This is a genomic window from Enterobacter sp. EGD-HP1 (assembly GCF_000733275.2).
Lineage (GTDB): Bacteria > Pseudomonadota > Gammaproteobacteria > Enterobacterales > Enterobacteriaceae > Enterobacter.
On record NZ_AVOP01000013.1, the window covers coordinates 14753 to 27498 of the forward strand.

A 12746-nucleotide genomic window follows, 5' to 3' on the forward strand; every position below is an offset into this window, starting at 1 on the left:
ATTACATTCCTGAAGTCAGCGAGATAAACAGCGGCAGCGACAGGATACACAGTACGGAGCTTAAGAGCAGCACGGCTTCAGCATCCGGCGACTGCACGCCAAAGCGGTTACCGAACACCACGCCGAAGAAGCCCGCGGAGAGCGCAATCATCAGGATAGCGGTGATCGCCACGGAGCCGTGCAGACCGAAGATCAGCACAATACCCCAGGCAATCGCTGGCTGAATCAGCAGCTTGGCGATGGTGGAGGTGATCACCATGGTGTTGATCTGCAGCTTGCGGGCAGAGAGGATCACCCCGGTCAGGAACAGCGCCGCAGCGGTCGCCGACAGCCCCAGCGGTTTAATCGCCGCAAGCACCAGCTCCGGCATTTTGATCCCGATGGCAGAAAGAATCACGCCCAGCAGCGGGCCCATCACGATCGGTTTTTTAATGGAACGCCACATCAGCACCGGCAGCATGGAGAGCGTTGAGCCGGAATTATTCCCCTCAGCGCGCGCTTTCTCACGCTCCAGAATCAGCAGGCAGAACGGGGTCATCAGCACCGAACCGCAGGCAATAGAGACCGCAACGGAAAGCGACGTGGACGATCCCTCACCCAGCACGCTGCCCAGAATCGGCAGGCCCAGCGCCGCGTAGTTCGGTAAGGCTACCGTCAGGGTCAGCACGGCCGCGTCCTGCGGGGATTTCTTAAAGACTTTAGTCGCGAGGAAGTAGATGACCGCATAGGTGATCCACATTGCCAGCGTCAGCACCAGAATCAGCGGTGACTGCGCCACGATGCCGGTCCACGGCGTTTGCACGGTGGCGCTAAACAGCGCGGCAGGGAGTGCAAAATCCATCACGAAGATATTGAGCAGGGAAACGTTTTTGTTATCGACCATCTTTGCCTTACCGGCCCAGAATCCCAGCAGCATGATGACGAAAATCGGTGCAAGAGCATGAACAATTACGTAAGTCATAAATCACCTGTAGTAAAAAAAGTTTTAGCACTGGTGCGATGTTTATTATTTTTCAGGATGCAGGCTTCCACGCGGGCGCAGCGGGCGCGCCCACGGGGGTTTGCATCTCTGGCAGGTCTTTTTTTTACTTACCAGCTGGCTCGCATACGTTCGCGTACGAGCGCCGAGCTGCGGCGGTTGTCAGCACCCAGACGGTTTTTCAGCGTGGTGTCCTGACGAGCATCGCTGATGGCCTGTTGCAGAGTGGTTTTCACCTGCGCCAGATCGTGATCGGATGGGGCATCCGGGTTGCTGATGTCCAGCAGGCTGGCGAGCAGCCCCAGCGTCGCATAGTTGCTGATGTCATACGCCATTGGCGGAATGGTCGCCGCCAGCTTTTCCAGCGCCTCGACGGTACGCAGCGTAATGCGCGCCGCAGACTCTTTGCCCATCGCGTGGATCAGCACGCCTTTGTCGTTAAAGGCGATCAGGCGGTTGGCCTGGTAGCCGTGCGCCAGGAACGCGCCGGACATCGCCTTGCCGACGATCAGGCCAATCACCGGATGACCGGCCAGCCGCGCGTTCGCATAGGCAGCAGCGGCTCCTGCCAGCGCCTGATGGATACCGAACGCCTCTTCGCGACGGCCATAGGCCTGACTTGGGACGTCAATCACCGCCACAATCGGGCGTTTGACCGGCTTATCTGCGTCAGCGGCGATGGTTTCGCTGACCACTTTCGCCAGCGTCCAGCCTTCCAGCAGGCCGACCTCACCTTTCGCCGCGCGCGGGAAGTGGTTGTTGGCATCCGGCACCACGGCCACAAAGCGCACCGCCTCACCGTTCAGCTCGCCGTCTGCCGCCTGCACGGACGGGCACAGCCCTTCGATACGTTTGGCGTTCGGGGCGAGGGTTTCCAGCCAGAGCTCGCCACGGCTTTTTGAATTACTCATCATTTCACCTCCCGGGCAAAAAGCGCGTTAATCTGTTCGGCATCGGCCTGTTTGCGGGTGTCGAAATTCGTTAAACGGTTCAGGTAATCGTCGTAGTTGTCGGTACGATGTTTCGCGGGAACGCCTTTCGCAATCGCGTCGTTCATCGCCTGTTTCACCGCGTTGATACCGTCGCCGACGAGCGCATCCACCAGCCCGCTTTGATAGCGCACTTCGCCGCCAGTCATGCTCCAGATAAATGGACGATCGCGGGAGTCGTACTCTTCGATGCCCGCCTCCTGCTCGATAACCTGCGGGCCGTTGAGGCCAAGACGCGCTTCGCGGGTCACAATCAGGTAGCTGCAGAGCGCCGCCGCAATGGACATCCCGCCGAAGCAGCCCACGGTCCCGGCCACAATCCCGATGACGGGCGTGTAGCGACGCAGGTCTACAATCGCAGCGTGGATATCGGCAATCGCCGCCAGGCCGAGGTTCGCCTCCTGCAGGCGCACGCCGCCGGTTTCGAGGCACAGCACCGCCTGAGTCGGAATGCCGTTGCGGTTATCTTCCGCCGCCAGCTCCAGCGCCGCCGCCATTTTGGCTCCGGACACCTCACCCATGCTGCCGCCCTGGAACGCACCTTCAATCGCGACGACGACCGCAGGCTGACCGTTGATGGTGCCTTTTGCGACGACCATGCCGTCATCGGCCTGCGGGACAATGCCCTGCGGCCCAAGCCACGGAGAGATAATGCCTTCAAACGGATCCAGCAGTTCGCGGTAGCTGCCGTCATCCAGCAGGGCCTGCGCGCGCTGGCGCGCTTTTAGTTCGATAAAGCTGCTGTCATCACGCATGGCTCACCCCCTCAAAAACCTGTTCGATGCGAATGCGGGCCACGCCCGGCGTCGCGCCGAAATCATGAATGGTCAGTTTGCCTGCCGGCAGGCTGCTGACCGTTTGCAGGCGGTTGAACAGCGCCTCCCAGCGGCTACGGCTGTTGTCGACTGAAGTGGTGATATCAATGGTTAGCGTCTGGCCCGGTTCCGCGGTGAAGAGCACCTCCATATCCCCGGAGCCGACGACGCCCGCCAGCGCCCTGCCGCTTAACGCGCGGCTGGCTGGCACGGTCAATGTGATTTTTTCCATAACTTCCTCTTAATGCTTTGAATAAGGCGATTCGACGCGGTCAAGAAACAGCGTGGCGGCAAGCAGATCGGCGGCGCCGCCCGGTGACGCGTTAAGCGCCAGCATCTGACGGTCTAAGTTCGCCAGCGCCTGCTGGCCCGCAGCCGTTGCACAGCCTCCGGCGTTCAGTACCGCACGGGCACCGCTCTGCATGGCGTCCAGCCCCTCCATGCCGGCGCGCGACAGCACGCAGGTATCGGTGAGCGAGGTCATGATCGCCATCAGCGCGTCGAGCCGGGCCTGCGTTTCGCTGCTGCCGTTTAGCCGGCTGAGACGAAGCTGCGGCAGCGCGCGCTGCATAACGTGCGGAAACGCCTGCTGGGCTTCTTCTCTGGCACCCGGCACGCGGTAGCGGTGCGTGGCGCGCAGGCCTTTACTGAATACCTTCGGCGCCGCATCGTCCGGCAGTTTTGCCAGCTGCGCGGCGGTGCGGGCGACGTCTTGCGCCCTGGCATCACCGCCCAGCATCGCTACCGCGCTGACCAGCAATCCCAGCGCCCAGATCGCGCCACGATGGGTATTCACCCCGTCGGTAGCGGCCATCATCTGCTGCTCGCCTTCGCGGCCAAGACGGCCAACGGTTTGCCGAAGCGCAATGTCTGCCGGCCGCTGCCAGCTCTGCTGCGCCAGCACCTGAAACGTGGGGGTCAGGCTGTGCGCGGAGCGCTCCATCAGCGCAAGGGATAAATCGTGGTGCGCGCCGTTCCCCCGACTGTCCACCAGACCGGGTTTCGGGCTTAAACGTGCTTCGTCAATCAGACACTGCGTGGCGGTTCGCGCCAGCCATTCGGCACCGCCTTCAACCTGAATCTGGGGCAGAAGTTTCATTACCAGCTCCGGAATTTCGCAGGTGGGTTATACAGACCGCCGGACCACTCGACGAGGTCAGACACGCTGCCCGCCGCCAGCAGAGAGCGGGTGGCGTCGGTGCGGCGGATCCCCATATCTTCCGGGTAGACCACTTTGCCGCTCTGACGCAGTTCCGCCACGCGCTTCGCATCAACGCCCAGACCGATGTCGGTGATACCGGCGACGGCGGCGACCATGGCACGACGCTCTTCCAGATCTTTGGCGCGATAGAGGTAAGCAATCCCCTCTTCCGTCAGCACGTGGGTCACGTCATCGCCGTAAATCATCACCGGTGCCAGCGGCATGCCGGAGGCTTTCGCCACGTCAACGGCATCAAGTTTTTCCACGAAGGTTGGCTTCACGCCCGCCTGGAAGGTTTCCACCATCTGCACGACGAGTTTTTTACCGCGCTGCATTGGGTCCGGCTCGGTGATCATGTTCAGCCAGGCCGGAGTGGCGTGGCGGCGACCGTGCGGGTCATGGCCCATGTTTGGCGCACCGCCGAAGCCGGAAAGACGACCGCGGGTCACGGTTGAGGAGTTGGCGTAGCCGTCAACCTGCAGCGTAGAGCCGATGAACATATCCACCGCGTACTGGCCTGCCAGCTGGCAGAAGGCGCGGTTGGAACGCATCGAGCCGTCGGCACCGGTAAAGAAGACGTCCGGACGGGCGCGGATGTACTCTTCCATCCCCAGCTCGCCGCCGAAGCAGTGCACGCTTTCCACCCAGCCGCTTTCAATGGCAGGGATCAGCGTCGGATGCGGGTTCAGCGTCCAGTGCTTACAGATTTTGCCCTTCAGGCCAAGCTGTTCGCCGTAGGTGGGCAGCAGCAGCTCAATCGCCGCGGTGTTAAAGCCGATCCCGTGGTTCAGGGACTGCACCTGGTGTTCCGCGTAGATGCCTTTAATCGCCATCATCGCCATCAGGATATGTTCCTGTTTGATCAGGCGCGGGTCGCGGGTGAAAAGCGGCTCGATAAAGAACGGCTTGTCCGCAACGACCACGTAGTCGATCCAGGAGCCCGGAATATCCACGCGCGGCAGATCGCACTCGTCGTCCACCAGCTCGTTCACCTGCGCGATGACGATGCCGTCGTGGAACGCGGCGGCTTCCACCAGCGCCGGGGTATCTTCGGTACTCGCCCCGGTGTAGAGGTTGCCTTTGCGGTCGGCTTTAAAACCGGCAATCAGCGCCACGTTTGGCGAAAGGTCGACGTAGAGGCGCGAGTAAAGTTCGATGTAGGTGTGAATCGCACCGATTTCGAGCTGGCCGTCTTCCAGCAGCTGCGAAATACGCAGGCTTTGCGTCCCGGAGAAGGAGAAGTCCAGCTTGCGGGCAATGCCTTTCTCGAAGATATCCAGATGCTCGCTGCGGCCGACGCTCGGCATGATCATATGCAGGTCGTGGACAATTTGCGGGTTCACTTCGGCAAGCGAGCGGGAAAGGAAATCCGCCTGCTTCTGGTTGTTACCTTCCAGAACGACCTTGTCGCCAGGCGCGATTAATTTTTCCAGCATGGCGACAAGATCGCCGGTTGGCAGTACCTTGCCCTGCACCGGTACGGAGGCCAGACGACGCGCTTTTTCGCTGCGTCGCGTGTTCCATTGCCGGGTGGGTGTTTGCCCAGATAACATTATTAACCTCCTGATTCAGCTAATCATTTTGATTTGCTTAACGTTGAGTAAAGTGTGCGCTCTGGTGAGAAAGGCATCAATTAAGCGTAGAGCGGAATCATTAGCCTGAGAGTAATAATCAAGGTAAAGATTTGTGATCGGGATCAGTTCATGTTTCGGAAAACCAGGCTAAACGGGGTACAATTCGGAAAGTACCGTAAATTTCTGACAAGAATCAGCATCGCCCTTATGACCCAAATCATTCCATCAGGCTTCGACATTGCGGCCGAAGACAGCACTGAGTTCGTGCCCATGCGCGGCGTGGCTAACCCCCACCTGCAGACCATGCTGCCGCGACTGATCCGCCGCAAGGTTCAGTTCACCCCACACTGGCAACGGCTTGACCTGCCAGACGGTGATTTTCTGGATCTCGCCTGGAGCGAAGCGCCGGAACAGGCCCGCCATAAGCCGCGTCTGGTGGTCTTTCACGGTCTGGAAGGCAGCCTGCACAGCCCGTATGCGCATGGATTAATTGAGGCGGCAAAAGCGCGCGGCTGGCTCGGCGTGGTGATGCATTTTCGCGGCTGCAGCGGCGAACCGAATCGTCAGAAACGCATTTATCACTCGGGTGAAACCGAAGACGGGACGTGGTTTTTACACTGGCTGCGGGACAACTTTGGCACCGTGCCCACCGCCGCGGTGGGCTACTCGCTGGGCGGAAATATGCTGGCCTGTCTGCTGGCCAAGGAGGGTGAAAGCGTCCCGCTGGATGCCGCCGTCATTGTCTCCGCGCCGTTTATGCTGGAGCAGTGCAGCTACCACATGGATAAAGGCTTTTCCCGCGTCTATCAGCGCTACCTGCTCAACCTGCTGAAGGCCAACGCGGCGCGTAAGCTGAAGGCCTACCCGGATACCCTGCCGGTCAGCCTGCGCCAGCTGAAAAAGGTGCGCCGTATTCGCGAGTTCGACGACCTGATCACCGCGAAAATCCACGGCTTCGCCGATGCGATTGACTATTATCGTCAGTGCAGCGCCATGCCGCTGCTCAGCAAGATCACGCAGCCGACGCTGATTATTCATGCCAAAGATGACCCGTTTATGGATCATCACTCTATCCCCGCTCAGGAATTCCTGCCCGACAACGTTCACTATCAGTTGACCGAGCACGGCGGCCACGTCGGGTTTATCGGCGGCACGCTGCGCCGCCCGAAAATGTGGCTTGAGGCGCGCATTCCTGACTGGCTGACTCCTTATCTGGAGGGTGCAAAATGATTATTCCCTGGCAGGATCTGGCTCCCGAAACGCTCGATAATCTGATTGAAAGCTTTGTATTACGTGAAGGCACCGATTATGGTGAACAGGAACGCTCGCTTGAGCAAAAGGTCAACGATGTAAAGCGCCAGCTAAAAAGCGGCGACGTGGTGCTGGTGTGGTCAGAACTGCATGAGACGGTCAATATCATGCCCCGCAACGCGTTTCACGGCTGATCTTCCACCCTTTTCAGTCAGGGAGTTGCTATGTCTGCCAGACATCCGGTTATTGCCGTTACGGGGTCGAGTGGTGCGGGAACCACTACCACCAGCCTCGCATTTCGCAAGATTTTCGCCCAGCTGAATCTCCGTGCGGCGGAGGTCGAAGGCGACAGCTTTCACCGCTACACGCGTCCGGAGATGGACATGGCCATCCGTAAGGCGCGCGATCTGGGTAAACACATCAGCTACTTCGGCCCGGAGGCCAATGACTTCGGCCTGCTGGAACAAACCTTTATCGAGTACGGTCAGAGCGGTAAAGGGCAGTCCCGCAAATATCTGCATACCTATGATGAAGCCGTTCCCTGGAATCAGGTGCCGGGAACCTTTACCCCGTGGCAGCCGCTGCCGGAACCCACCGACGTCCTGTTTTACGAAGGATTGCACGGCGGCGTGGTCACCCCTCAACACGACGTGGCGCGCCACGTGGATCTGCTGGTCGGCGTGGTCCCTATCGTTAACCTGGAGTGGATCCAGAAGCTGACGCGTGACATGAGCGAGCGCGGCCATTCTCGCGAAGCGGTGATGGACTCCGTGGTGCGCTCCATGGAGGATTACATTAACTTCCTGACGCCGCAGTTTTCCCGCACCCATATCAACTTCCAGCGCGTGCCGACGGTGGACACCTCCAACCCGTTTGCCGCCAAAAGTATCCCGTCCCTGGATGAGAGCTTCGTGGTGATCCATTTCCGCAACCTCGACGGCATTGATTACCCCTGGCTGCTGGCCATGCTGCAGGGCTCGTTTATTTCGCACATGAATACGTTAGTGGTGCCGGGCGGAAAAATGGGGCTGGCGATGGAGCTCATCATGACGCCGCTGGTGGAGCGACTGATGGAAGGGAAGCAGATCGCGTGACGTCTGTTGCCGGATGGCGCTTCGCTTATCCGGCCTACGTTCGTGCAGTTGTAGGCCCGGTAAGCGCAGCGCCACCGGGCTTTGTTTTTTAAGCCTCGATCACTTCATACGAATGCGTGATTTTTACCGCTTTCTCCAGCATTAACGCCACAGAGCAGTACTTCTCCGCAGACAGGTCCACCGCACGCGAGACCGCTGCATCCTTGAGTTCTTTACCGGTGACCACAAAGTGCAGGTTAATATGGGTGAACAGGCGTGGCGCCTCTTCGCGACGTTCTGACGTGAGTTTGACTTCACAATCCGTCACGTCATGACGACCTTTTTGCAGGATCGACACCACGTCAATTGCGCTGCATCCCCCTGCCGCCATTAGCACCATTTCCATTGGGCTTGGTGCTTTATCGCCGGAGTTACCGTCCATCAAAATCTGGTGTCCTGAAGCGGACTCGCCCAGGAACGTTAAACCTTCAACCCATTTCACGCGCGCTTGCATATTCTTAAACTCCAACGTTGCATTTTTGGTGACAGATTACGCGTGCGTTACATTTCTCGCAATGGAAGGCGACCTGCATCATGCTGAAGCGAGACACCAGGAGACACGCGGCGAAAGCTATGCTAAAACACTCTGGATGCTACAGTAATACATTGACGTTACACATGTATGCAGAGGACATCAAACTTTACTGGCTGCGAAACGTTACGGTAGCCGACTTCCCAGGGTATGGGTAAGAATTCGATTGCAACCCCAGAGTCCGGATGCATCTGATGACTCTGGTGACAGCTTATAACAGAGGATAACAGCGCATGGTGCTTGGCAAACCGCAAACAGACCCGACTCTCGAATGGTTCTTGTCTCATTGCCACATTCATAAGTACCCATCAAAGAGCACGCTGATTCACCAGGGTGAAAAAGCGGAAACGTTGTATTACATCGTTAAAGGCTCGGTGGCAGTGCTGATCAAAGATGAAGAAGGGAAAGAGATGATCCTTTCTTATCTAAACCAGGGCGATTTCATCGGTGAACTGGGCCTGTTTGAAGAGGGCCAGGAACGTAGCGCCTGGGTTCGTGCAAAGACAGCATGTGAAGTGGCTGAAATTTCTTACAAGAAGTTCCGTCAGCTGATTCAGGTTAACCCTGACATCCTGATGCGTCTTTCTTCCCAGATGGCGCGCCGTCTGCAGGTCACGTCAGAAAAAGTGGGTAACCTCGCCTTCCTGGACGTGACAGGCCGTATCGCGCAGACCCTGCTGAACCTGGCGAAACAGCCAGACGCCATGACCCACCCGGACGGCATGCAAATTAAAATTACCCGTCAGGAAATTGGTCAGATCGTCGGTTGCTCCCGTGAAACAGTGGGCCGTATCCTGAAAATGCTGGAAGATCAAAACCTGATCTCCGCCCACGGTAAAACCATCGTGGTCTACGGAACGCGTTAATTCCGCTTAAACGGCGTGCCATCGCAAGGTGTCACGCCGTTTTTGTCTCTACTCCCCATGTGGCGCAGGCTGATCTATCACCCGGAAGTTAACTACGCACTGCGACAAACGCTGGTGTTGTGCCTTCCTGTGGCCATAGGTCTGATCCTCGGACACCTCCAGCAAGGCCTGCTGTTTTCCCTCGTGCCCGCCTGCTGCAACATTGCCGGTCTGGACACGCCGCATAAGCGCTTTTTTAAACGCCTGATTATCGGTGGCTGCCTGTTTGCGGGCTGTAGCCTCGCCGTACAGCTTTTACTGGCTCGGGATATCCCGCTGCCGCTGATCCTGACCGTGCTGGCGATGACCCTCGGCGTGACGGCGGAAATCAGTTCGCTGCACGCCCGCCTGCTTCCCGCTTCGCTGATTGCGGCCATTTTCACGCTGAGCCTCGCCGGGAATATGCCGGTGTGGGAGCCGCTGCTGATCTACGCACTGGGGACATTATGGTACGGGCTGTTTAACTGGTTTTGGTTCTGGCTGTGGCGGGAACAGCCGCTGCGTGAATCCCTGAGCCTGCTCTACGTGCAGCTTGCGGATTACTGCGAAGCCAAATACACCCTGCTCACCCAGCATACCGATCCGGAGAAATCCTTACCGCCGCTGCTGACGCGCCAGCAAAAGGTGGTGGATCTGATAAGCCAGTGCTATCAGCAGCTGCATATGCTCGCCGCCAACAAGAACCACGAGTACAAGCGGCTGCTGCGCACCTTCCAGGTCGGGCTGGATCTGCAGGAGCATATCTCCGTTAGCCTGCACCACCCGCAGGAAGTGCAAAAGCTGGTCGAGCGCAGCCACGCCGAAGCGGTGATCCGCTGGAACGCGCAGACCGTCTCGGCACGCCTGCGGGTGCTGGCCGATGATATTCTCTATCACCGCTACCCGACGCGCTTTAGCATGGATAAACAGCTGGGCGCGCTGGAGAAAATCGCCCGTCAGCATCCGGATAACCCCGTCGGCCAGTTTGCCGCCTGGCACTTCAGCCGCATCGCCCGCGTGCTGCGCACCCAGCGCCCGCTTTATCCCCGCGACCTGATGGCGGATAAGCAGAAACGGCTGCCGCTACTGCCCGCCCTCAAAAGCTATCTTTCTCTTAAATCGTCCGCCCTGCGCAACGCCGCAAGGATTAGCGTGATGCTCAGTACCGCCAGCCTGATGGGCATGGCGCTGCATCTGCCGAAACCCTACTGGATCTTAATGACCGTGCTGTTTGTCACCCAGAACGGCTACGGCGCCACGCGGGTGCGTATTCTGCATCGGGCTGGCGGAACGATGGCCGGGCTGATCATCGCGGGCGTGACGCTGCACTTCCACGTGCCGGAAGGCTATACCCTGGCAGGCATGCTGGCGATTACGCTGGTGAGCTACCTGATTATCCGCAAAAACTACGGCTGGGCGATGGTGGGCTTTACGGTGACGGCGGTATATACCCTGCAGCTGCTCACGCTCAATGGCGAACAGTTTATTGTCGCCAGGCTGATTGATACCCTGATCGGCTGTCTGATTGCCTTCGGCGGCATGGTCTGGCTGTGGCCGCAGTGGCAAAGCGGACTGCTGCGCCAGAACGCCCACGACGCGCTGGAAGCCGACCAGCAGGCCATTCGCCTGATCCTGAGCGACGACCCGCAGCCCTCCCCGCTGGCGTATCAGCGCATGAAGGTCAACCAGGCGCACAACGCTCTGTTTAACTCGCTCAACCAGGCCATGCAGGAGCCGGGCTTTAACTCGCACTATCTGGCAGACATGAAGCTCTGGGTGACGCACAGCCAGTTTATCGTCGAGCACATTAACGCCATGACCACGCTGGCGCGCGAGCACACGATGCTGACGCCGGATCTGGCGCAGCGCTATTTGCAGTCGTGTGAAATTGCGTTGCAGAGGTGTCAGCAGCGTCTGGAGTATGACTCGCCGGGCGAGTCGGGAGATTCGAACATTCTGGAAGCGCCGGAGACGTTAACCCACGGGCCAATGAGCACCCTGGAGCAACATTTGCAGCGCGTTCTGGGACATCTGAACACCATGCACACCATTTCGTCGGTGGCATGGCGTCAGCGTCCGCATCACGGGGTTTGGTTAACGCGCGTGTTAAAGCGAACCGAGTATTAGCCTTTAACGATCTTCGCGACCGCCGCGGCAAAGCGGATTAACCCGTCTTCGATGTCTTTGTCTTCTACCACCAGCGACGGCGCAAAGCGCATCACGTCCGGCCCCGCGTTCAGCACCATCACCCCTTCGTGCGCGGCGGCGTGCAGGAAATCACGCGCGCGGCCTTTGTACTGCGGCTTCAGCTCGGCGCCAATCAACAGCCCCATCCCGCGGATTTCGCTGAACACGTCGTACTGCTCATCAATCTTTTGCAGGTGTTTTACGAACAGCTCGCGCTTTGCGCTCACGGCGTTCAACACCTCCGGCGTGTTGATAATGTCGAATGCGGCGCCTGCCACGGCGCTCGCCAGCGGGTTACCGCCGTAGGTAGAGCCGTGAGAGCCGACGTGGAACGCCGAGGCGATCTCCTGCGTCGTGAGTACTGCACTCACCGGGAAACCGCCACCGAGCGCTTTGGCGCTGGTCAGAATATCCGGCGTTACGCCGTAGTGCATATACGCGAACAGATCGCCGGTACGCCCCATCCCGCACTGCACTTCATCGAAGACCAGCAGCGCCTGATGCTCGTCGCACAGGGCGCGCAGCCCTTTCAGGAATTCCGGGGTTGCCGCGGTCACGCCGCCTTCACCCTGGATCGGCTCGACCACCACCGCGCAGGTATGGTCGTCCATTACCGCTTTCACCGCGTGCAGATCGTTAAACGGCACGTGGACGATATCGGCCGGTTTCGGGCCAAACCCGTCGGAATACTTCGGCTGGCCACCAACGGAGACGGTAAAGAAGGAGCGTCCGTGGAAGGCATTGTGGAAGGCGATGATTTTGGTTTTATACGGGCTGTGGCGCGTTGTCGCGTAGTAGCGCGCCAGCTTAAAAGCGGTTTCGTTGGCTTCGGTGCCGGAGTTCATAAACAGCACGCGCTCGGCAAACGTGGCATCAATGATCTTACGTCCCAGGCGCAGCGCCGGTTCGTTGGTGAACACGTTGCTGGTATGCCACAGGGTTTCGCCCTGGGTTTTCAGCGCCTCCACCAGCGCGGGATGGCAATGACCCAGCGCCGTGACCGCAATACCGCCCGCGAAATCCACATACTCTTTACCCTGCTGATCCCAGACGCGGCTGCCCTTTCCCTTCACCGGGATAAACTCAGCCGGTGCATAAATCGGCAGGATCACTTCATCGAATGTCGCGCGGGTAATTGCTGATTGTTCAGTTGCCATATCATGACCATCCATTTTATGTCACAGTGATTGTGAAAATATAA

The 12746-nt window shown here is 58.8% G+C and carries 13 protein-coding genes; 5 read left to right on the forward strand and 8 right to left on the reverse strand.

Annotated features, from left to right (window positions below; all coding sequences use genetic code 11):
• Position 1: 1 nt before the first annotated feature.
• The 6 genes from N037_RS11725 to mdcA form a co-directional block, all read right to left on the reverse strand.
• Positions 2–961 (reverse strand): AEC family transporter, encoded by a 960-nt coding sequence (locus tag N037_RS11725; protein WP_023333680.1) that lies wholly within the window; start codon positions 959–961, stop codon positions 2–4.
• Positions 962–1089: 128 nt separating this feature from the next.
• On the reverse strand, positions 1090–1890 hold the full coding sequence (gene mdcE, locus N037_RS11730) for a biotin-independent malonate decarboxylase subunit gamma (RefSeq protein ID WP_032641130.1): 801 nt from the start codon (positions 1888–1890) through the stop codon (positions 1090–1092).
• Positions 1890–2723, reverse strand: coding sequence for a biotin-independent malonate decarboxylase subunit beta (locus N037_RS11735; protein WP_023333682.1), 834 nt, complete (start codon positions 2721–2723; stop codon positions 1890–1892). The genes mdcE and N037_RS11735 overlap by 1 nt, the downstream gene beginning before the upstream one ends.
• On the reverse strand, positions 2716–3015 hold the full coding sequence (gene mdcC, locus N037_RS11740; protein WP_032641083.1) for a malonate decarboxylase acyl carrier protein: 300 nt from the start codon (positions 3013–3015) through the stop codon (positions 2716–2718). Before mdcC ends, N037_RS11735 begins: the two co-directional genes overlap by 8 nt.
• Before the next feature lie 9 nt (positions 3016–3024).
• Positions 3025–3882, reverse strand: a complete 858-nt coding sequence (locus N037_RS11745; protein WP_032641085.1) for a triphosphoribosyl-dephospho-CoA synthase — start codon at positions 3880–3882, stop codon at positions 3025–3027.
• Positions 3882–5537 (reverse strand): malonate decarboxylase subunit alpha, encoded by a 1656-nt coding sequence (gene mdcA, locus N037_RS11750; RefSeq protein ID WP_010436323.1) that lies wholly within the window; start codon positions 5535–5537, stop codon positions 3882–3884. Before mdcA ends, N037_RS11745 begins: the two co-directional genes overlap by 1 nt.
• A gap of 228 nt (positions 5538–5765) precedes the next feature.
• On the opposite strand from mdcA, the gene N037_RS11755 reads away from it, so the two are divergent.
• Genes N037_RS11755 through N037_RS11765 form a run of 3 tightly spaced genes read left to right on the forward strand, consistent with a single transcriptional unit; the run spans position 5766 to position 7903 of the window.
• A complete protein-coding gene (locus tag N037_RS11755; RefSeq protein ID WP_032641087.1) occupies positions 5766–6788 on the forward strand; it encodes a hydrolase in 1023 nt (340 codons plus the stop codon).
• Positions 6785–7003, forward strand: a complete 219-nt coding sequence (locus N037_RS11760) for a YheU family protein (protein WP_008503016.1) — start codon at positions 6785–6787, stop codon at positions 7001–7003. Before N037_RS11755 ends, N037_RS11760 begins: the two co-directional genes overlap by 4 nt.
• A gap of 30 nt (positions 7004–7033) precedes the next feature.
• On the forward strand, positions 7034–7903 hold the full coding sequence (locus tag N037_RS11765) for a phosphoribulokinase (RefSeq protein ID WP_023333686.1): 870 nt from the start codon (positions 7034–7036) through the stop codon (positions 7901–7903).
• Positions 7904–7991: 88 nt separating this feature from the next.
• Here the strand turns inward: N037_RS11765 and N037_RS11770 are convergent, their stop codons facing one another.
• Positions 7992–8396: an OsmC family protein gene (locus N037_RS11770; protein WP_008503018.1), complete on the reverse strand. Its 405-nt coding sequence runs from the start codon at positions 8394–8396 to the stop codon at positions 7992–7994.
• Positions 8397–8707: 311 nt separating this feature from the next.
• Between N037_RS11770 and crp the strand changes: the two genes are divergently transcribed.
• Together crp and N037_RS11780 are read left to right on the forward strand one after the other, a co-directional pair.
• Complete coding sequence (gene crp, locus N037_RS11775; protein WP_000242758.1) at positions 8708–9340, forward strand: cAMP-activated global transcriptional regulator CRP; 633 nt, start codon at positions 8708–8710, stop codon at positions 9338–9340.
• Between the two features lie 57 nt (positions 9341–9397).
• Positions 9398–11485, forward strand: coding sequence for a YccS/YhfK family putative transporter (locus N037_RS11780; RefSeq protein ID WP_023333687.1), 2088 nt, complete (start codon positions 9398–9400; stop codon positions 11483–11485).
• Here the strand turns inward: N037_RS11780 and argD are convergent.
• On the reverse strand, positions 11482–12702 hold the full coding sequence (argD, locus tag N037_RS11785; RefSeq protein ID WP_197278578.1) for a bifunctional acetylornithine/succinyldiaminopimelate transaminase: 1221 nt from the start codon (positions 12700–12702) through the stop codon (positions 11482–11484). The genes N037_RS11780 and argD overlap by 4 nt on opposite strands.
• Positions 12703–12746: the final 44 nt, after the last annotated feature.

Coding starts and splice junctions, on each gene's coding strand:
- N037_RS11780 (WP_023333687.1), top strand. CDS start 9,398: ATGTGGCGCAGGCTGATCTATCACCCGGAAGTTAACTACGCACTGCGA.
- N037_RS11765 (WP_023333686.1), top strand. CDS start 7,034: ATGTCTGCCAGACATCCGGTTATTGCCGTTACGGGGTCGAGTGGTGCG.
- argD (WP_197278578.1), bottom strand. CDS start 12,702: ATGGCAACTGAACAATCAGCAATTACCCGCGCGACATTCGATGAAGTG.
- N037_RS11755 (WP_032641087.1), top strand. CDS start 5,766: ATGACCCAAATCATTCCATCAGGCTTCGACATTGCGGCCGAAGACAGC.
- N037_RS11760 (WP_008503016.1), top strand. CDS start 6,785: ATGATTATTCCCTGGCAGGATCTGGCTCCCGAAACGCTCGATAATCTG.
- crp (WP_000242758.1), top strand. CDS start 8,708: ATGGTGCTTGGCAAACCGCAAACAGACCCGACTCTCGAATGGTTCTTG.
- mdcE (WP_032641130.1), bottom strand. CDS start 1,890: ATGAGTAATTCAAAAAGCCGTGGCGAGCTCTGGCTGGAAACCCTCGCC.
- N037_RS11725 (WP_023333680.1), bottom strand. CDS start 961: ATGACTTACGTAATTGTTCATGCTCTTGCACCGATTTTCGTCATCATG.
- mdcA (WP_010436323.1), bottom strand. CDS start 5,537: ATGTTATCTGGGCAAACACCCACCCGGCAATGGAACACGCGACGCAGC.
- N037_RS11735 (WP_023333682.1), bottom strand. CDS start 2,723: ATGCGTGATGACAGCAGCTTTATCGAACTAAAAGCGCGCCAGCGCGCG.
- mdcC (WP_032641083.1), bottom strand. CDS start 3,015: ATGGAAAAAATCACATTGACCGTGCCAGCCAGCCGCGCGTTAAGCGGC.
- N037_RS11745 (WP_032641085.1), bottom strand. CDS start 3,882: ATGAAACTTCTGCCCCAGATTCAGGTTGAAGGCGGTGCCGAATGGCTG.
- N037_RS11770 (WP_008503018.1), bottom strand. CDS start 8,396: ATGCAAGCGCGCGTGAAATGGGTTGAAGGTTTAACGTTCCTGGGCGAG.